The 19,437-nt window shown below is 39.4% G+C and carries 19 protein-coding genes; 13 read left to right on the top strand and 6 right to left on the bottom strand.

From position 1 onward, the window contains the following. The first annotated feature begins 29 nt into the window (after positions 1-29). Genes EO132_RS08240 through EO132_RS08275 form a run of 8 tightly spaced genes read left to right on the top strand, consistent with a single transcriptional unit; the run spans position 30 to position 8,387 of the window. Positions 30-284, top strand: coding sequence for a hypothetical protein (locus EO132_RS08240; RefSeq protein WP_009778882.1), 255 nt, complete (start codon positions 30-32; stop codon positions 282-284). A 14-nt stretch (positions 285-298) separates the two neighbouring features. After that, positions 299-1,675 (top strand): MBL fold metallo-hydrolase RNA specificity domain-containing protein, encoded by a 1,377-nt coding sequence (locus EO132_RS08245; protein ID WP_127137419.1) that lies wholly within the window; start codon positions 299-301, stop codon positions 1,673-1,675. A 28-nt stretch (positions 1,676-1,703) separates the two neighbouring features. Then, positions 1,704-3,206, top strand: a complete 1,503-nt coding sequence (locus EO132_RS08250) for a thymidine phosphorylase family protein (protein ID WP_008616398.1) — start codon at positions 1,704-1,706, stop codon at positions 3,204-3,206. A 10-nt stretch (positions 3,207-3,216) separates the two neighbouring features. After that, on the top strand, positions 3,217-4,110 hold the full coding sequence (locus tag EO132_RS08255; RefSeq protein ID WP_008616396.1) for a ribose-phosphate pyrophosphokinase: 894 nt from the start codon (positions 3,217-3,219) through the stop codon (positions 4,108-4,110). Next, a complete protein-coding gene (locus tag EO132_RS08260) occupies positions 4,107-4,751 on the top strand; it encodes a hypothetical protein (RefSeq protein ID WP_127137420.1) in 645 nt (214 codons plus the stop codon). The genes EO132_RS08255 and EO132_RS08260 overlap by 4 nt, the downstream gene beginning before the upstream one ends. A gap of 6 nt (positions 4,752-4,757) precedes the next feature. Then, a complete protein-coding gene (locus tag EO132_RS08265) occupies positions 4,758-5,051 on the top strand; it encodes a hypothetical protein (RefSeq protein WP_009778877.1) in 294 nt (97 codons plus the stop codon). A gap of 18 nt (positions 5,052-5,069) precedes the next feature. After that, entirely contained in the window at positions 5,070-7,172 is a 2,103-nt protein-coding gene (locus EO132_RS08270; RefSeq protein WP_127137421.1) for a copper-translocating P-type ATPase, read from the top strand. After that, positions 7,173-8,387 (top strand): MFS transporter, encoded by a 1,215-nt coding sequence (locus EO132_RS08275; RefSeq protein WP_127137422.1) that lies wholly within the window; start codon positions 7,173-7,175, stop codon positions 8,385-8,387. It abuts the gene before it with no gap. A gap of 26 nt (positions 8,388-8,413) precedes the next feature. On the opposite strand, the gene EO132_RS08280 is transcribed toward EO132_RS08275, so the two are convergent. The 3 genes from EO132_RS08280 to EO132_RS08290 all read right to left on the bottom strand — a co-directional run bounded on the left by EO132_RS08280 (position 8,414) and on the right by EO132_RS08290 (position 10,926). Then, complete coding sequence (locus EO132_RS08280) at positions 8,414-8,959, bottom strand: site-specific integrase (RefSeq protein WP_313781226.1); 546 nt, start codon at positions 8,957-8,959, stop codon at positions 8,414-8,416. A gap of 30 nt (positions 8,960-8,989) precedes the next feature. Continuing rightward, a protein-coding gene (locus EO132_RS08285; RefSeq protein WP_235856414.1) for an IS3 family transposase occupies positions 8,990-10,128 on the bottom strand; the annotation gives its coding sequence in 2 pieces (ribosomal slippage) (positions 8,990-9,867 and positions 9,867-10,128; 1,140 coding nt in all). A 36-nt stretch (positions 10,129-10,164) separates the two neighbouring features. Then, the gene (locus tag EO132_RS08290; protein ID WP_127137423.1) at positions 10,165-10,926 is read right to left on the bottom strand and encodes a phage integrase SAM-like domain and Arm DNA-binding domain-containing protein; all 762 of its coding nucleotides are present in this window, start codon (positions 10,924-10,926) and stop codon (positions 10,165-10,167) included. A 754-nt stretch (positions 10,927-11,680) separates the two neighbouring features. Here EO132_RS08290 and EO132_RS08300 point away from each other — a divergent pair. The 3 genes from EO132_RS08300 (at position 11,681) to EO132_RS08310 (ending at position 13,826) form a co-directional block, all read left to right on the top strand. Continuing rightward, positions 11,681-12,094 (top strand): hypothetical protein, encoded by a 414-nt coding sequence (locus EO132_RS08300; protein ID WP_127137424.1) that lies wholly within the window; start codon positions 11,681-11,683, stop codon positions 12,092-12,094. 161 nt (positions 12,095-12,255) lie between these two features. Further along, on the top strand, positions 12,256-13,020 hold the full coding sequence (locus tag EO132_RS19220; protein WP_164732301.1) for a PD-(D/E)XK nuclease domain-containing protein: 765 nt from the start codon (positions 12,256-12,258) through the stop codon (positions 13,018-13,020). A 152-nt stretch (positions 13,021-13,172) separates the two neighbouring features. Next, entirely contained in the window at positions 13,173-13,826 is a 654-nt protein-coding gene (locus EO132_RS08310) for a hypothetical protein (protein WP_127137425.1), read from the top strand. Positions 13,827-13,865: 39 nt separating this feature from the next. Here EO132_RS08310 and EO132_RS08315 read toward each other — a convergent pair whose 3' ends face one another. Then, the gene (locus tag EO132_RS08315) at positions 13,866-14,831 is read right to left on the bottom strand and encodes an IS110 family RNA-guided transposase (RefSeq protein WP_127137426.1); all 966 of its coding nucleotides are present in this window, start codon (positions 14,829-14,831) and stop codon (positions 13,866-13,868) included. A gap of 344 nt (positions 14,832-15,175) precedes the next feature. Between EO132_RS08315 and EO132_RS08320 the strand changes: the two genes are divergently transcribed. After that, positions 15,176-15,634: a hypothetical protein gene (locus EO132_RS08320; protein ID WP_127137427.1), complete on the top strand. Its 459-nt coding sequence runs from the start codon at positions 15,176-15,178 to the stop codon at positions 15,632-15,634. A 220-nt stretch (positions 15,635-15,854) separates the two neighbouring features. Here the strand turns inward: EO132_RS08320 and EO132_RS08325 are convergent, their stop codons facing one another. After that, the gene (locus EO132_RS08325; protein WP_164732302.1) at positions 15,855-16,928 is read right to left on the bottom strand and encodes an IS110 family RNA-guided transposase; all 1,074 of its coding nucleotides are present in this window, start codon (positions 16,926-16,928) and stop codon (positions 15,855-15,857) included. Positions 16,929-17,262: 334 nt separating this feature from the next. On the opposite strand from EO132_RS08325, the gene EO132_RS08330 reads away from it, so the two are divergent. Continuing rightward, positions 17,263-18,072: a hypothetical protein gene (locus tag EO132_RS08330; RefSeq protein WP_205780335.1), complete on the top strand. Its 810-nt coding sequence runs from the start codon at positions 17,263-17,265 to the stop codon at positions 18,070-18,072. A 174-nt stretch (positions 18,073-18,246) separates the two neighbouring features. Here EO132_RS08330 and EO132_RS08335 read toward each other — a convergent pair whose 3' ends face one another. Continuing rightward, positions 18,247-19,236 carry a transposase gene (locus EO132_RS08335; RefSeq protein WP_127136571.1) on the bottom strand — a complete coding sequence of 330 codons (990 nt, stop codon included), beginning with the start codon at positions 19,234-19,236 and terminating at the stop codon, positions 18,247-18,249. Positions 19,237-19,437 lie beyond the last annotated feature (201 nt).

Below are 19,437 nucleotides of genomic sequence, written 5' to 3' on the forward strand. Positions count from 1 at the left end.
TAAATTTTTAATCTAAATAAATAGGACAAATGAAAACAGAAGAACTGAAAGAACAGAACCGTATAGATTTAGAGCCATTTTACCAAGCATTGGAAGATGATTCTAAACTACTTGAAGAAGCCCTCGAAATATTATTGGGTATGGTACACTTCGAGCCTAAATCCGTAAAGAAGTTGGCACTCGTAATAAAAGAGGATTCCCGCAATCTATATAACGAAATAGCGGAATTGAGCAAATCGAACCAAGACAAAGGAAATACGCCTTCCTGTTGTGGTGGACATTAATAAATACTATAACGATGAAAAACAAAAAAATAAACATCCACTTTTTGGGAGCGGCAGGCACCGTGACTGGCTCAAAATATTTGGTGGATACAGGAGATAGAAAGATACTTATAGACTGTGGCCTCTTCCAAGGGTTAAAGGAATTACGCCTTAAAAACTGGGAGTACCCACCTGTTAATGTAGGTGATATTGATGCTGTTTTGCTTACCCACGGTCATATGGACCATACAGGTTATTTACCCAGATTGGTAAAACAAGGCTTCAATGGTCCCATTTATGGTACGAATCCTACTTTGGACATTGCAAAAATCATTTTGAATGATAGTGCAAAAATACAGGAGCAAGAAGCCGAACGTGCCAATAAGGAAGGCTATTCCAAACATAGTCCCGCAGAACCATTATACGATTTAAAGGATGTAGAAAAAACTATCCCACACTTTAAAGGAATTCCACAATCACAATGGATTCCGTTATTTGATGGTATTAGGGCTCGCTTCCAATACAACGGACATATTCTGGGTGCAACCTATATTGAGTTGGATGTGCACGGAAAACGTTTTGTCTTTTCAGGAGACATTGGTAGAACCAATGATTTATTGCTCTATCCACCCCTTAAACCAAAAAAAGCGGATGTGCTTTTCATTGAATCCACTTATGGTGGAAGGTTTCATCCCGATGAAATAGAAGCACTTCCACATATTGAAAAATTAGTAAATGATACCATCAACAGAGATGGTAGCTTATTTGTCCCAAGCTTTTCGGTAGAACGTGCCCAGCTAATGATGCTCATCTTTTGGAAATTATTGAAAGAAAAGAAAATCCCCAGAGTACAAATGATTATGGACAGCCCGATGGGTGCCAACGTATTGGAACTGTTTCATAGAACTCGGGATTGGCACAGATTGGAAGACAACGAATGTGACGAAATGTGCTCACACTTTACAGTTGTTAGCAGTTATCGTGAAACAATGGAATTAAGAACAGATTACAAACCAAAAATCGTGATTGCAGGAAGCGGAATGCTCACAGGGGGAAGAATGCTAAACTATCTTGAAACACAGGCACAAAATCCAAATAACACCTTACTTTTTGTAGGCTATCAAGCTGAAGGCACTCGTGGCAGAAAATTATTGGAAGGTGAAAAAGAACTAAAAGTATATGGAAAATGGGTGCCGTTTAAAATGCAAGTAGTAGAAATTGAAGGGCTTTCGGCACACGCAGACCACGCAGAACTTATGGACTGGATGGATAAGATAAAAAACAAACCCGAACGTATTTTCATTGTACACGGTGAAAAAGAGAGTGCAGAAGCATTGCAAAAAGGCATCAAGGAAACCTATGGGTGGGATGCAGAAATTCCGCAATTATACACCATCGAAGAAATAGAATAAATCGAAAAATCACAACAACCAATAAAATATGGACACACACTCAAACATATTAAAATATAAACATCTCGGAATCTATACCCAAAACGAAAATGTAGTGTATATGCGCGAAGATTGCCACGTCTGTATTTCAGAAGGGTTTGAGGCACTTACCCGAATAAGAATATCCAATGCAAATACATCAATCGTAGCAAGTCTTAATGTCCTGAATTCTGATATTCTGTTGCCTAATGAAATCGGACTATCAGATGCTGCCGCGAAAAAACTCAATGTTTCCCCAAACGATACATTATATGTTTCCCATTTAGAGCCTATTGAATCCTTAAGCCACGTCAGGGCAAAAATCTATAACAAAAAACTGGATTATAAGGCCTATAACAACATCATAACCGATATCGTGGAAGGCGATTATTCCAACATCCACCTTTCGGCATTTATTACTGCCTGTGCTGGCGACCGAATGGATATTGATGAAATATCCGACCTAACGAAAGCAATGATTGCTTCCGGAAAGCAACTGAACTGGAACAAGGATATCGTGGTCGACAAACATTGTATTGGCGGATTGCCTGGCAATAGGACAACACCATTGGTAGTTGCCATTGTTGCCGCGTATGGGCTTACTATGCCAAAAACATCCTCACGGGCAATCACTTCGCCAGCAGGCACAGCAGATACAATGGAAGTACTGACCAATGTTACGCTCTCTTCCGAGGAAATAAAGACCGTAGTAGAAAAAGAAGGCGGATGTTTTGTTTGGGGCGGTACAGCGCAGTTAAGTCCTGCCGATGATGTGCTCATTAAAATTGAAAAAGCCTTGGATATTGATAGCGAAGGTCAGCTCATCGCTTCAGTACTCTCTAAAAAGGCAGCAGCTGGTTCTACTCACGTGGTCATTGATATTCCCGTGGGAGAAACCGCCAAGGTTCGCAGTACCGAAATGGCAGAAAAACTAAAAAATCATATGGAAACCGTTGGAACTGCTGTTGGGTTGAATGTAAAAGTTGTAGTTACGGATGGCACGCAGCCTGTTGGAAGGGGTATCGGTCCAACTTTAGAAGCCATAGATATATTAAAAGTTTTGAAAAATGAGGAAGATGCACCTAAAGACTTAACAGAAAGAGCATTGCTTTTAGCTACTGAACTATTAGAACTTTCTGGAAAAGTAGAAAAAGGAAAGGGACAGGAAACCGCACATAAAATTCTCAAATCTGGAAAAGCATATGAAAAATTCGTAGCCATTTGTAAGGCGCAAGGTCAATTTTCAAAACCAGTTTTAGCACCTTATAAAATTGAAATTAAAGCTGAAAAGTCAGGCGTTTTGCAACGAATTGATAACCGTAAAATTGCAAAACTGGCCAAGCTTTCTGGAGCACCACAATCTAAATCGGCAGGGATTCTTCTAAATGTGCATTTGGGAGAACAAATCGAAGAGAACCAACTGCTTTATACCATATATGCTGAATCCAAAGGTGAACTTAATTATGCCTTGGAATATGAAAACAACCATAACGACATCATAACTATAAATTAAAGAACATACTATGAAAACAATATTATTCAGTCTTCCCGGAAATGAAGAACTCACAGAACTAATGGCTACAAAAATGGATGCTGAAGTGGGTCAAGCCACATTAAGGAAATTCCCTGACGGGGAATCATACACGCGCATATTGTCTGATGTTAAAGATAAATGTGTGGTACTGGTATGCACCTTGCACGAACCGGACGAAAAACTGTTGTCACTATATTTTTTAAGCCACACAGCCAAATCATTAGGAGCTATGTGTACCTGTTTGGTAGCACCCTATTTGGCGTATATGCGGCAGGACAAAGTATTTAATGAAGGAGAAGGAGTGACTTCCGGTTTCTTCGGAAAATTGATTTCTGGTTTCGCCGATAGCATTACCACAGTTGACCCTCACTTGCACAGAATTAGTTCGTTGGGAGAAGTGTATCAAATTCCAAATAAAGTGATTCACGCTGCCGACGCAATTTCAGAATGGATTAAAGAAAATATCGAAAACCCGGTACTTATCGGACCTGATTCTGAAAGTGAACAATGGGTATCAGAAGTCGCCAAAAATGCAGGAGCACCATTTACGGTATTACAAAAGGTGCGTCACGGTGACCGTGATGTAGAAGTCTCTGTTCCCGATGTGGATATATATAAAGATGCTACACCCATTTTGGTAGATGATATTATTTCCACAGCCCGAACAATGATTGAAACCGTACAACATCTTAAAAAAGCAGGAATGAAACCACCTATTTGTGTAGGCATTCACGCCGTTTTTTCAGGAAATGCCTATCAAGATTTATTGGATTCCGGAGTAGAAAAAATAGTGACTTGTAATACCATCCCACACTCTTCAAATGGAATAGATTTAAGTGATATTATGGCAAAAGAGGTAAAAAAATTAATGCACCATATATGAAAAAACAAGGCTTTATAGTACTAATCACTTTATTCAGCATCACAATGACTGGACAAACTGAAATGCTTATTGGGCAGATTTCAGGTAGAGTTGTTGTTCGAGAAAATTTTGATGAAGAAGGCTCTTTTTTAAACAAACAAACTTTTGAAGCTGGTGAAACAATAAAGAAAAATGGATACTATGAAATTGAGGTGGTTACGGAATTGTTCGATGAAGACAAAAAATCGACCGATAAATACACCACAACTTATCGTTGCAAGCCTGATGAAGCAAGTATAATGGTAATGGCTTTCCCGTTTTCCAGCCCAAAATCAAAGGAGACCGAAATTAATACCACCTCTAAAAAATTTAAAGACCTCTATGATTTGGACAATCTTGAAGATATAGAATTAGAAATGAGTTTTGATTCGGGCTTGTTGAATTTTTTTGGCTCAAAAAGTACCATAAAAATTTACGACCGAAAATTTAATAATAGCGAAAATAATATTAATTCAAAAATTAACATTAAGGCCTATGCCTTGGGAATTCGCATTAAGCAACTCAATTATACTGTTAACGAGAAATTAAATGCACAAGGTCTATTGACCTTTCAAAAATTTACCGAAGAAGACAACAGTTATTTTACAATGACTTATAAATAAAAATAAATGAAAAATTATAACACCCTTTCAGAAGCTATTAACGATTTGCAGACAAACGAATACCCTTATGATTTCAACTTAAAACCTGAATGTCTGGAATGTGCTTCCCTGAAAATTGAGATTCGACCAGAAGATTTTAAAGTGGATAAAATATATCGCTTTGAAGGAATGAGCAGTACCGATGATAACAGCATTTTATATGCAATATCTTCCAAAAAAGAGCTTAAAGGTCTTTTAGTAGATGCTTATGGCGTCTATGCCGAAAACATATCGGAAGCAATGAGAAAAAAATTACGATAACACTTAAACAAGACAATAATGGAAAATCACGAACACCACAATCACGAAGAAATGGACCATTCAAAAATGGACCACTCTAAGAAAAAACAAAAAAAAGCAGACCATTCTAAAATGAATCATGGAGATGGAGACCATTCAGGTCACAATCCGGGACACGGTCAAATGGGTCACGACCATCATAAAATGATGATTGCAGACTTTAGAAAACGGTTTTGGGTAACACTTGTGCTTACCATTCCCATATTGTTTTTCTCGCCAATGATTCAGGAATTTTTTGGTTATGAATTTTTACTTCCAGGAAATCCATATATCCTTTTTGCACTTTCCACTGTTGTATATTTTTATGGTGGTTGGCCATTTTTAAAAGGGTTTTGGTCTGAAGTCAAAAAAGGTGCACCAGGAATGATGACTTTGATTTCTATGGCAATTTCTGTAGCATATTTTTATAGTACTGCTACCGTTTTTGGTTTAAGAGGTGAAGACTTTTTCTGGGAACTATCAACACTTATATCCATAATGTTGCTTGGCCATTGGATAGAAATGAAAAGTGTGTTAGGTGCGTCAAAAGCCTTACAGTTGTTGGTGAGTATGATGCCTGCAGAAGCGCATAGGGTAAAAGGCGACACCATAGAAGACATCCCTCTCGAAGATTTACTGAAGGATGATGTGATTTTGGTAAAACCAGGTGAAAAAGTTCCGGCTGACGGAATAATAGTAGACGGTTCCAGTTACCTAAATGAATCTATGCTCACAGGTGAATCTAAACCTGTAAAAAAAGATGAAAACGATAAGGTTATTGGTGGTTCGGTAAATGGCAATAGTACCTTAAAAGTAAAAGTTGAACATACTGGAAAGGATAGCTATCTCAACAAGGTTATCAAAATGGTTGAAGAAGCACAAAAAACCAAATCCAAGATGCAAAACCTTTCAGATAGGGCTGCAAAATGGTTAACCTATATCGCTTTGGCTATTGGTTTTGGAACATTAGCAGTATGGTTGATTTTAGGCTTTCCGTTTGTCTATGCTTTAGAAAGAATGGTTACCGTTATGGTTATTGCTTGTCCACACGCATTAGGGCTTGCTATTCCATTGGTGGTTGCGATTTCTACGGCAGTATCTGCTCAAAATGGATTGCTTATTCGAAATAGAACTGCGTTTGAAGAGTCCAGAAAAATTTCAGCTTTGCTTTTTGATAAAACAGGAACACTAACCAAAGGTGATTTTGGTGTCACTCGAATCGAGTCTGTTAACGAGACTTATTCAACAGAGGAAATTTTAAGACTTTCAAGTGCATTGGAACAAAGTTCTGAACATCCAATAGCTGTTGGGATTATTAAAAAAGTAAAAGAAGATAACATAACCATTCCAAAACCTGAAAACTTTAATGCAATTACAGGTAAGGGTGTAGAGGCAAATGTTGAAGGCAAAGAAGTTAAGGTAGTAAGTCCTGGCTATTTAAGAGATGAAAAAATAGACATCCCAAAAGACGCTTATAGTGATGCCGCTGAAACTGTCGTGTTTGTATTAATTGATGGGAAACTGGCAGGTTACATTGCGCTTGCTGATGAAATAAGACCGGAATCTGCCGAGGCAATCAAAATATTTAAAAAGAATAACATTAAAGTTCTAATGGCAACTGGCGATAATGAAAAAACCGCTAAGGCTGTGAGTGAAAAACTTGGATTGGATGGTTACTACGCCGAGGTATTGCCACATCAAAAAGTTGAAATTGTAGAAGAGTTACAGAACAAAGGTGATTTTGTAGCTATGACGGGTGATGGTGTTAATGATGCGCCCGCTCTCGCAAAAGCCGATGTAGGAATTGCAGTAGGCTCAGGTACAGATGTAGCAGCTGAAACTGCCGATATTATTCTGGTCAACAGTAATCCACAGGATATTGCCAATTTAATTCTCTTTGGGAAAGCCACCTACAATAAAATGATTCAGAATTTGATTTGGGCTACAGGATATAATGTCGTGGCTATTCCTTTAGCAGCCGGTGTATTATATTCTTCAGGTTTTGTTTTAGGTCCTGCGGTTGGTGCGGTATTTATGAGCTTAAGTACTATTATAGTAGCTATTAATGCGCAATTATTAAAGCGAAAAATCGGTAAAAAATAAATGGACAAAAAAGAAAAACTCAACAGGATATCTTTAATCCTGTTGAGTTTATTTGTAGTGATGTTGGGTTATGGTATTTTATTGCCAACCCTTCCCTACTATACCGAAAGATTAGCTTTAGGAGATAACCTAGATACTGATTCGATTAACTTTCATATTGGTTTTTTGACCAGTATTTATCCGCTCTTCCAGCTTCTTTTCGTTGTACTCTGGGGCAGGCTATCCGATAAATACGGCCGTAAACCCATTATCATTGTTGGGCTAATCGGCTTTGTAATTATGCAATTACTTACCGGTCTTGCTACATCATTGACGATGCTATATGTTGCTCGCATCTTTGGTGGTATTTTCACGTCATCAGTTATTCCAGTTAGCAACGCATATTTGAGCGACATTACTTCTGAAAAACGAAGAACAAAAATAATGGGTTGGTCGGGTGTTGCCATTAGCTCTGGTGTTATTTTTGGCCCTGTCATTGGTGGCTTTCTGTCTCAAACTGACCTTCATTTAAAATATACGATAGGTCTGCTGCATTTAGACCGATTTTCAGTACCCTTTTTGTTTGCCGCTCTTCTAGGACTTATAGTCTTATTTGTAGTAGCAAAATGGTTAAAAAACACCACTCGCGTACATACGTTCACAACACAAAAAGCGAGCTTGCGATTCACATTTACCAAATATTTTGTCGTATTACTGGGTCTGTCGTTTGTCATCCAATTTGTAGTAACGCTGTTTGAAACTGTCTTTTCAATATATGGGAAAGATGAATTAGGATTTAACAGTAACCAAATAGGTATTGGTTTTATGCTATGTGGTTCAATAATGGCTGTTTTACAACCTTTGTTCGCTACTTACGGAGAGAAGTTTTTATCCACAAAGAAACAAATTGCATTAGGGTTGTTTATATCTGGATTATCCTTAATTGTCTTTCCCTTTTTTAAGAATGAATACTTGGTATATGTGTTAATCGTTGTTTTCGCTGCTGGAGGTGCTATGGTAACCCCAAATTTACTTTCTGCGGTCTCATTAATATCAAAGCAAAATACTGGCAGGAACATTTCTATTCAGAGCTCTACTAATAGCGTTGGTCAAATTCTAGGGCCTGTTTTAGGGACTTGGTTACTCGCAGGTGGTTTTTACTACCCTTTTATAATTGCTGGCAGCATTGTCTTGGCTGTTATTGGTTTTTTATTCTTTTTCAAAAATCCACCATAAGAAAATAAGCACATAAGCTATTAAATTTATCTGACGATCCGTAGGTTGGCCAAAGGCTGCCCGCCATTTACAACTTCTTTCTTTTCGTTTGTTTCCAGAACAGATTTTAACTGGGCCATATCCTTGCTTATCTTCTTCTCCACTACCCTTGCATACTTTTGGGTCGTCGAAAGTTTGGTATGCCCCAATAGCTTGGATACCGTTTCCAAGGGGACATTGTTCATCAGGGTAATAGTGGTCGCAAAAGTGTGTCTGGCCACATGAAAGGTCAGGTGCTTTTTGATTCCGGCATTGCTTGCAATAATCTTTAGGTATTTGTTTACTTTTTGATTGGAATAGACCGGTAAAAGGGTATGCCCATTTTTGACATCGGGAAAATCCGAATACTTATCCAATATCCCCTTGGCCTGGGATAGAAGTGGAACCCTCACCGGGGTCTTGGTCTTTTTCCGTTTGACATTGATCCACTCCTCCCCATCGATACCCGTTACAATATCGCCCCGTTTGAGGAGCTTGACCTCAATATAGCTGAGACCTGTATAACATGCAAAAAGAAAAATATCCTTTACAATGCCCTTGCCGCTATTGTAGCCTTACCCCTTTTAGGACATCGCTAAATTCATAAAATTATCATTAATGTCGTCCGTTTCGGGGAAGAATTCTTCCCCGAAACGGTTCTTGTATTCCCTTGGAGGCATATCGCCGATGGATGAATGGGGATGCTTTGTATTGTAATCCTCCATCCATTTTTGGGTCAGCGTCCTTACTTGGTGCAGATCGTTGAACCAATAGGCATCGAGCACATCCTCCCTGTAAAACCTGTTAAGGCGTTCCATATATCCGTTCTGCATGGGCTTGCCGGGCTGGATGAACTGCAGCTCCACCCGTTTGCCCTTGCACCATTGCGATAGGGTCTTCGATATGAACTCCGGACCGTTGTCGCAGCGTATGGTCTTTGGCAGGCCTATTTCTTCCTCCAGTTGTGATAGGGTCTCCACGACCCTTATCGCCGGATAGTTAAGCCCCACGTCCATGGCCAGGGCCTCCCGGTTGCAATCGTCCATGACATTGAACACCCTTATCTTCCTTCCATCGGACAGTACATCGGCCATAAAGTCCATGCTCCAGACCTCGTTGAGCTCCATCGGGGCCTCCAATGGGTTCTTGGTCCTTGCGGGAAGCCTCTTCTTGTGCTTCCTCCTGAGTTTTAGGTTCATGGACCTGTAGACCCTCAGCACCCGTTTTCTGTTCCAGTTGTGGCCTTCGCGACGCAAACGCTTGTAATATACCTCGAATCCCCTTGTCGGCAGCTCTTCGGTCAGCTTGGAAAGGGCGTCGATCACCTCGGTGTCGTCCCTTCTGCTATGGTAGTACCACATTGACCGCGCAAGGTCCAGCACCCCGCAGGAACGCGATATGCATACCGAATACGTCTCCTGGAGATATTTGGCGCGCTGCTTCTTGTCGGAAGGCCCTAGAACTTTTTTGACAGTACGTCCTTGAGCATACGGATGTCCAAACTGGCATCGGCGTACATCTGCTTGAGCCTGCGGTTCTCCTCCTCAAGCTCCTTCAAGCGCTTCATATGGGCAACTTCCATGCCCCCGTACTTCTTGCGCCAATAGTAGAAAGTGCTCTTGTCGATCCCCAACTCCCGGGATATATCACCGACCTTGCGGCCCTGTTCGTTCTCTTTCAGTGCCTTGATGATCTGGCTCTCGGTAAACTTGCTTTTTTTCATGTGACAGTTAAAATTTAAAGTTAGAAAATTCTAATTTTAAGCTGTCCTATTTTTAGGGAAGGCTACACTATCCCTGATTCCAACAGAAGCCAAGCGTTGAATTTCGGCCTCTTCCAGAAAATCACTGTCGTAATCCTCAAACTTCATGTTGTACTGGTTGAAGGGGTTTTGGGGGATGCACCTGAACTTAAAGGCTATGCCCACCAATTTCTTGAACCGCTCCATGTGCTTCATGATACCATTGTTGGTCAGTGGCTGAGCCTTATTGATCGGAGTACAATTTCTAAGGAAATTCTCAAATTCAACAACGAAGGTATAATCGATGAAGGACAGCCTGATGTCCTGTGAGTTGAACTTTTTCTTTACGAACCGTTTTAGGTAGGTTTCCGTTGCCCCATAATTCTTAGAAGTGCCGGGTTCAAGTTTTGGCATTTCCTTGTCACGGTGGTACTTGATAATATCTTCAAGAGTCCTTAATGTCCTATCCTCTCCGAGATAACGCAGTTTAATGGCGTTGGAGGTGATTACCATACCTTCGGAATACAGTTGCCTATGGCAGTCCAAAAGTTTGGCATAGACATCATCAAGGTACTTGTTGATACCATTGGCCCCCTTTACCCTTGGGTTCAATCTATTTGATTTAGGACACCAATGATCTTCCAAAGTGGTGCGCTTGATACTGAGGTCCGAGGGAATCCCATCGACCTTGATCCGGGCATAGATGGGAACAAGCCCGTTTTTCCTTTTGGCCGTTTTCTTGAGCCAAAATCTGATACTGAATGTTTTAGAGGTTTCCATGTGTTTCGCTTTTAGTGGAACAATCCGTTAAGCGAAAGTCAAATCACACGAAATATCGAATCATGAACGTCAATATACGAAATCCATTCCGATTAAAATAGGACACCCTATAGGACACCTTTCTCCCTGGTTTCAGATGGGCACAAAAAAAACCAGAAAAAATTAATTTTCTGGTTTTCAATAATTTATGGTTTAATTTGTTGCTAAAAAAACCATTTCTGTCGGGGTGGCAGAAACCACATCCGATTTATATATATTTAATAGTCAGTGTTTTAACACCTTAATCTTGAGAACATTCCCGTTAAGAACACGGAAAGCAAAAAACAACTTTTGAACACAATTTTCATGTGTCTAACTAGACATAAAAATAGTAATAATATTAAAGCTATTTATTTTCAACATTAAAAACATAATGATTAACTCCCCTAATCAATCTTCAATTCAATGCTTTGTAACACTTTTGCAGAAAAGTGGAACCGATATCAGGTATATCCAAAAACTTTTGGGGCTAAATAATCCTAAGACCACCATGATCTATACCGTTGTAACCGAGATTTGTATCAACAACCCATTTGATGACTGATAATTATCTTTATATTACATAGTAAGTAAAAATGGAAAACATACTGAACAATACTTCACAAAACTTGGACATAGCCAACTTTTTTGGAAGTATATGACAAACAAAGTTGAGTATATAAATAAGTTGTGCATAATGTAAAGCAACGTTACGGAGAACTGAAAATCAACTGAATTGAAAAACGGAATTTCTATAACTGAATATCTGAAAAACGAAAAAAAACAACGCCTGATTTACGGTGGAATTTTACTCTTGTGGATATTTGTCAGACTGAATTTCGTGAAATATAAATATGATTTTAGCCCATTCAGAATTGATATGCTGATTTTAATGATTGTCTCTACTCTACTGTTGATTGGACCGATTATTATAAATAAAAAAATAATGTGGATTGGCGCTTTTGGATTTGCATTGTTGCACGGACTTTGGACAACCTACAAAGTGACATTTGGAACTTTAGTGGATTTTCATAGAGACTATGTTCCAAGTCCAAATTGGAATTTGAATGATATCGGAGTTTCTATTTTGCTAATTACTGTCTCGTTTTTAGTGACGTGGCTTATTTGGAAAATGAAACCTAAAAAATAAAAACACTATGCACAACACTGGCTATAGTTCATTGCGGCGGAATTTCCTATCGGAAATTCCTGCTTATTTGCAATGTTTGGTTTACGGCGGAATAATTCTGCCGAATCATTCCGCAACGAAACCATAGCCTAAACCGTTGTGGGCAATTTGAAAAAAAAATTATGGACGAAAAAGAAAGATTAGAAAAACTGATTGAAAAAGGAAAAAGTGTATTGAATACACATAGACCAAATCCTTCACATATGATAGGTTTTACTACTCTTGATAGTGGAAAATTCATCGCTTGGAAAACACAAGTTTTAAGTTTTTTTGGCGAAATTCTACCTTTAGATAGTCCATATATTGAGACTTTTAAATCAAACGTTAAACAGGCGTACAAAAGTTCAGCACAAGAAGGAATTGGCATTTTAGAATCAGTTAAAGAGGATTTGAATTTTGGTTTAATCAATAGCGACAAAGAGCCGAAATTTGACCCAACAATTCCATTATTCAATCTTTTCGATAAATTCCATCAAATTGTAAGGCAGTTGCGATACCGATATGATTCTCGTGAAACGCTCAATGTAAACGATGAATACGATATGCAAAACTTATTACATTCGTTACTTCATCTATATTTTGACGATATTAGACCCGAAGAGTGGACACCAAGTTACGCTGGAAAAAATAGCAGAATGGATTTTTTACTAAAAGATTACAAAATAATAATCGAAGTAAAGAAAACAAGAAAAGGTTTAACAGAGAAGGAGTTAGGAACTCAACTAATTGACGATATTGCACGTTATAAATCTCACCCAGATTGTGAAACGCTACTTTGCTTTACTTATGACCCAGAAGGACTAATTGGAAATCCGAGAGGATTAGAAAACGACTTAAATAGACAAGAAGAAAACGGACTAAATGTAAAAGTGATAATCAGACCTTAAAAAACTGCCCACAACAATGTGTATAATTCATTGCTAGTAAAGGCTTACTTACGAAAATTCCGCTGGAATTTTCTATCTGTGATTATTTGCTAACTTTAGTGCTTAATCACGCAACGAAATCATACACTAACACGTTGCCACCAATTATAGAGATGACCAAAGAAGAAATCTACGAAAAAGCAAATAGCGTTGTCGGAATTGAAGGAATGACAGGGAACGAACGCCTTTATGTGAGTGGATTAATGGACGAGTTTGATAAAGCCAAAAAGTCAGACAAATATAAAGCTCGAACAATACTTCAAGCATTAAAATTTGACGAACTCTCAATTGGCAGAATAGTTGGATTTTCAATGGATTCTCTGAAATATCCAAATGCTTGGGACTTTCCGAATGCCAACCCAAACGGACAAGAAAATGAAAATAAAGCAACAGTGGAATATTCGAATCTTAACGAAGTTGGAATGGGTGCACCATTGAGTGGAAAATGTAAAGTAATACTTAATGACAGTAAGGAAATTTTGATTCCCGAAAATTGTGGCGGACCAGCAATCTGGACTCGTAACGGACAAAAAGTTGCAATACCGATTTGGGACAGGTCATTTTTTAGCGGAACATTCCAAAGAATCGGAATTGTGGACTTGAAAAACCAAACGCTGACTAAATACAAAAAGAAATTTCGAGTTTTGGATTTAAGGTCATTTAGTGGCCACAATATTATTGGATTTGACAGTCCGATACACCGAATGAAAAAACTTGAATTTGATTATATTAACGAACCGATTGAAAAAATTATCGGAATAAAATAACTGGTGGCAACAAAGAACTGAGTTAAAAAACAAGTTCTTTTAGTTTAATTTCGAAACATAGTTTTCATCATAGGGCAGCCCAGATTTTGCAATGGCAAATGCCTGCTTCAACAGTTTGTTCGATACCGCTATCAATGCCAGTTTCTTGCTTTTTCCCTTGGCCGTTATGCGTTCATACATTTCCCGGCACGCTTTGTTGTGCTTGCAGGCGGAAAAAGCGCATAGGAACAATAGATTTCTCAATTTTCTGTTACCGACCTTACTTATCCTGCTCTTTCCCCTTACACTGCTGCCCGAACGTCTGGTCGTCGGGGTTATTCCCGCGTAATTGCATAACTGTCCCGCATTCTCGAACTTGGTAAAGCCATCCGTCAATATGATCAGCAAGGCCACCGTCTTGTCCCCAAGTCCCGGTATGCTCTTCAAGTTCGTTAGCTGCCTTTGCTGTGTTTTCTTGACCAATGCTAGCAATCTCGACTGAAGGGCCTCCAGCTCCCTGTCCAGGCTTTTCAATGTTCGCACCAAGGATGAATGGACTGCCCTTGAGGGTATGCCCAGGACCTTTTCACCGTGCAGCTTGTTCTTTACCTGTGTCCGCTGTTTGAGATAGATGTCCATCAAAGCCAATAATTGGAGGCTCTCAGCTTGGTCCTCGCCCTTGCCGTCGTACAGGGGAACAGCGTTGACCTTGGCGTACTCCGCTATGGCCTTGGCATCGCTCTTGTCCGTCTTGACCTTGGAAAGCTTCATCTGCACAAAACGTTTTACGGACAAAGGGTTGACGACCGATACGGCCATGCCCTGGTCATAAAGGAACTGGGCCAATAGATAATGGTAATAACCAGTGGCCTCCATTACCACTAGACTGTTGGGGTTTAAACACCTGAAATAATCCCTGAACCCCTTCAAGGTGTTCGGGTACTGATGGTGAACACCCTCATGGTCGAACACATCAAATACATCCTTGCTGATGTCCACTCCGTGGATTTCTTTATCTTTATTCATAGGAAAATGTTTTGGAAAGGACGCTCCACTTGAGCTTCAACAACTTGAAATCGAGATCTTGGTCTCACAGAACTGAACGAATTCTTGAGTGGAAAAGAGAGGGGGTCATCAATGTTGACGGAATCGATACTTCCTATGGCTATATTGACCTTGTTCCTCTCTTTTGTTCTTTCTGATTTATGACTATAATTTAATCAGAATCAAACTTAAGATGGCTATAAACAATTGCTATTACAGGCTTATCCTGAAAATTCCGCAAGAATTTTCAGCTTATCGTGTACTTGCAAAAGTTCGTGCTAAAACACGCAACTGTTCATAGCCGCGCCGTTGTAGCCAATTAACACATGAATCATCTTTCATTTGACATCAGAAATTCAAATGACTTTTTAGAAAAGTTAATTGCAGATTTCGAAGATTATTCAAATTCTGACAATTCTTCGAGAATAGCACTGAATTGTGCCATGACTTCATGGCATCTGACTGAATGGATTTACCACGAATTTGGTTTAGAAGAAAAATTTCCAAAACCCAAGGACTTCCAAAAACATATAAAAGGACTTTGCCCAAGCTTACAAATAATGCATGATATATCTAATGGTTCGAAACATTATAAATTGGATTTCCACAAACCTAAAATAAAGTCGACGGAAAGAAAGGAGGGGGTTTTTGATAATACCTTCGACTTTACCTTTGACAGAACTATTTTAAAAATAGTTCTACCTAACAATGAGGTTTTAATCTTTGACAATGAGCTAAGAAAAACAATAGAATTTTGGACAGAATATTTAAGCCAAAAAAATTAGATTAATAAAAAACTGGCTACAACACTGGCTATAATTCATTGTTTCCTCCTGCCTTGAACTAAATTCCCTACTTTTAAGAAAACTAATAATAACAGGAATGCTTTTGTAACGCGGCTTTGGCTCGCTGGAAAATCGCACCGGCCCGCGCCGTCGCTCACCAGCCACCAACCACAACGAAATCATAGGTACTGTGTCAAAAAACAAGTTTTTCCTTATAATTTTAGGAAACAAGTTGATTTATCAAATTGTTATCCTGCGCAGCAAGGGCTTTGCGCTTTTGCTGCTTTTTTGTTTCATAAGCTGCATCATAGAATTTCTCGCTCTTCCAAAGGGTGTACATCAATATCAACAGCTTTCTCTGAACGGCTATCAAGGCCACCAATGGTTTTGCTTTTTTGGGCTTTAGCCTATTATAGAACTTTTTCAATGTCGGGTTGCAGCGCACACAGGTCATCGAGGGCATGTGCATGACCGCCCGGATATGACTGTTCCCTTTTTTACTGATTCTGGTCTTTCCTTTAAAACTGCCGGATTCCCGCAATACCACATCGTAACCGGCATAACTTGTCAGTTGTTTTGCGCTGGTTATCGATTCAAAGCCCAATGTCTCACCTACTACCGTTGCGGCCGATATAAAAGAGATACCAGGGATGCTCATCATAAAACCGATCTTTCTTCCCAGCACTTCGTTCTTTGATACGATCTCTTTCATCTCCTCCTCTACCATTGCTATTTGGCGGTTGAGAAGTTTCAGTCTGTCCCTGTGCCGTTTCAAGGCTTTGGTGTTACCATGGACACCCGAATCGATGGCTCCTTGGCGATTGGTCTCCATGACCTTGTCCTTTAGCAAAGAACTGCGCTCCCTGCTCAATGCCTTTAGTTCCCATAGTTCCTCGCTTGGCGGTCGCCATGGACGAAGGGACCTTTCAAGTCCCAGCATACTGAGCATTCTACTGTCCAGGGCATCCGTTTTAGAACGCTGGTCCAGACTCTGCGCATAGCGCTTTACACGACCTGATTGCATTACACTGACCGCATGGCCATGTGAGTACAGATAATGGGCGATACCCTGATGGTAGACCCCCGTAGCTTCCATGACGACCACTAGGTCGACAGTGCCATCAACTGATGTCTTCAACCATTTTAAAACCTCCTTGTAACCTGATAGGTCATTGGGCACATCTGGATGAGATATGAATTCCTTCCCCAGTTTATCCGTTAGGAACCCAAGGGACAAGGATAAACCCAATTTAGAGACATCGATACCCAGACTTTGTTTCAACCGCTTTTCCATAATATCGTTTTTTAAGGCCATAACCCTCTTTATCATCCTTGCTCGCATTTGATTCGACCTCTGTGAACAGGGTCTAGGTACTGTCCGGATTCCAAGAAGATTATAGAAGGGCGGGATTTCTATGAAACGATATCATTCAATGTATCTAGCCGAGACCTCTCTGTCCCTTCTATTATAGCTCTTATTTATTATTGGGAAACTACTATATTTATAAATAATAGATTATATGCTCGTAAACATACGAGCCGAGACCGTTGCCCACAATATGAAAAAACTACTCACGATAATATTTAGTTTGACAATTAGTCTTTGTTTTTCGCAAACAAAAGAACAGTTGATCGATTCAATAATTAAAGTCAATAGAGTTGAATCTGATTGTGTAGGATATGGTTGTGTTGTTAGTCCACAATACAAGAGATTTCAAAAATTAAAGAAAAAACTATCCGACAAAGAACTGACTGAATTGTCAAAACATAAAAATGCGACAATTCGGACTTACGCTTCAATGGAACTCATTCAATCTGGCAAAGGAAACGTTCCAGAATTACTATCAACTGAATTACAGAAAAATGAAATGGTTGAAACTTTTGAGGGTTGTATAATGGACGTTGAACCGATTTCTTCAATTATCTATCACGAATATTGGAACAAAATAAGGATTGAGGCTTCTCAAAAAGTTAAAGGAAATAATTACGAGCAAGATTTAGCAATGAAAAAAGCTCTTGCGACTGACTTGATAATGGAAAAATTAGATAGTATAATTATTTATTCGAACGAAGAAATATATTGGTTGCTTTACGACAGAACCTTTGAAAACAGGAAGCATAAAGACAGTTACTTACCAAGAATTGAGGAATTAGCTTTTGATAAAAACAATTCGTATGCATTCGAGTATTTAGCCAAATTCTACCAATCCGAATACTCGGAGAAATTAGACAAATATTTGACAACTGACTTTCCGAAAGCTAAATTTCAAACTGAAAATGAAGTTTTCTATTTGCACTCATTTATAGAAAAACTATTGGAAAGCAAGAACGAGGAATTTAAAAATATTGCAATAAATAAATTAAGAACAGACGAAGTTTGGAAAGACCACAAAGGTTGGTTCAATACGACTTTAAAAAAACACGGAATTGAACTCTGAAAATAAAATACTGTGGGCAACAATGTATAACCGCAATTACGGCGGATTCGACTACGTCCGAATCCACTCGGAATTGCTAACGCCAGTGCTTAACCGAAAATCATTAACTTTAATCCCGTAACTGACGGTTATACGTATTCCAAGATCAAATCCAAACTTATTTAGATCTTATTGTCAAGCCGCGTATTGCTGTAAAACCACATATGGCGTTCCTCTTTTTACTACTGAGAATGCCCTTGCCAAAAGTTTGTTCCTGACATTGTTCAAGGCAAGCATCTTAGGCTTCCCTTCCGCTATTTTTCGTTTATAGTACGCCCTGAGCTCCGGATCATGTTGTATTGCCGATATACCTGCCATACTCAACAAAGTCTTCATCTTTCTGTCCCCGATCCAATGACACTGTCTCTTCCTTCTCAAACCACTACCGGATTGGTGGTCATAGGGAGCCAGACCACAATAACTCGAGAATTTTCTCCATGAATCGAATTGCCGGAAGTTTTGGGTGTGATAGAGCAGCTGGCACGCCACCACAAAACCAATCCCACGTAAAGAAAGCAACAGTCCGTAATTGCCCGACAATTCCTCATCCTCCCTTAGTATCTGATCCATTCTGGCCTCAATGGCCTTGACCTGTTTATCAAGTGAAGCTATCGTCCTCTTAATGCAAATACAGCCTATATCCGTGGATGGACTCCCCAACAAATGTTCCATCTCCTTTAAGGTGCCCAATAGCCCCGCCCTATTGCGTACCATTTGATCACGAAGGCCCAATAACCTCCCCAACTCCTGATAAACCAAACTCTTTGCCTCGCTCATGGTCAGTTCTTCCCTGCACAACCAGGCATATCTTGCTATGAGCCGGGAATCCACCTTGTCGCTCTTTTCCCGTACCAGACCAAGGGACCTTTTTATCCTCAACGGATTCTCCTCTACATAATCAACACCTTGCCCACTTAAATAGCAGGACAGTTTCAAGGAATAGTTCCCCGTGTTCTCAAAACAGTAAAAAAAGGATTCCTTCACTTCTTTTCCCACCCAGGACAACATGGAACGATACCCCCTTATGTCGTTCGCAAATACCTTGTGCTTGCCCAATAGATGACAGCTAACGTCCAAAGTCTTCTTTGATACATCGATACCAATGGCTTCTTTGTAATTTTTCATAATTTTAAAATTGACAGTTAATTTATGTTGCAAAAACTATTTCCTTTATTGGGTGCTACAACACCTGGTATTCCAATTGGTTCTATGCAACTTTTAGGAGAAAAGAGGACTGATACGTCTAGTAAGGCTTAACTTAGAGACCGTTTTAGTTCTCCTCTTTCTCTTATTCAATTTATAAATTCAAAGTAAAGGAGACCGTTG

The sequence above is a fragment of the Flagellimonas oceanensis genome, from assembly GCF_003992595.1.
GTDB classification, from domain to species: Bacteria; Bacteroidota; Bacteroidia; order Flavobacteriales; family Flavobacteriaceae; genus Flagellimonas; species Flagellimonas oceanensis.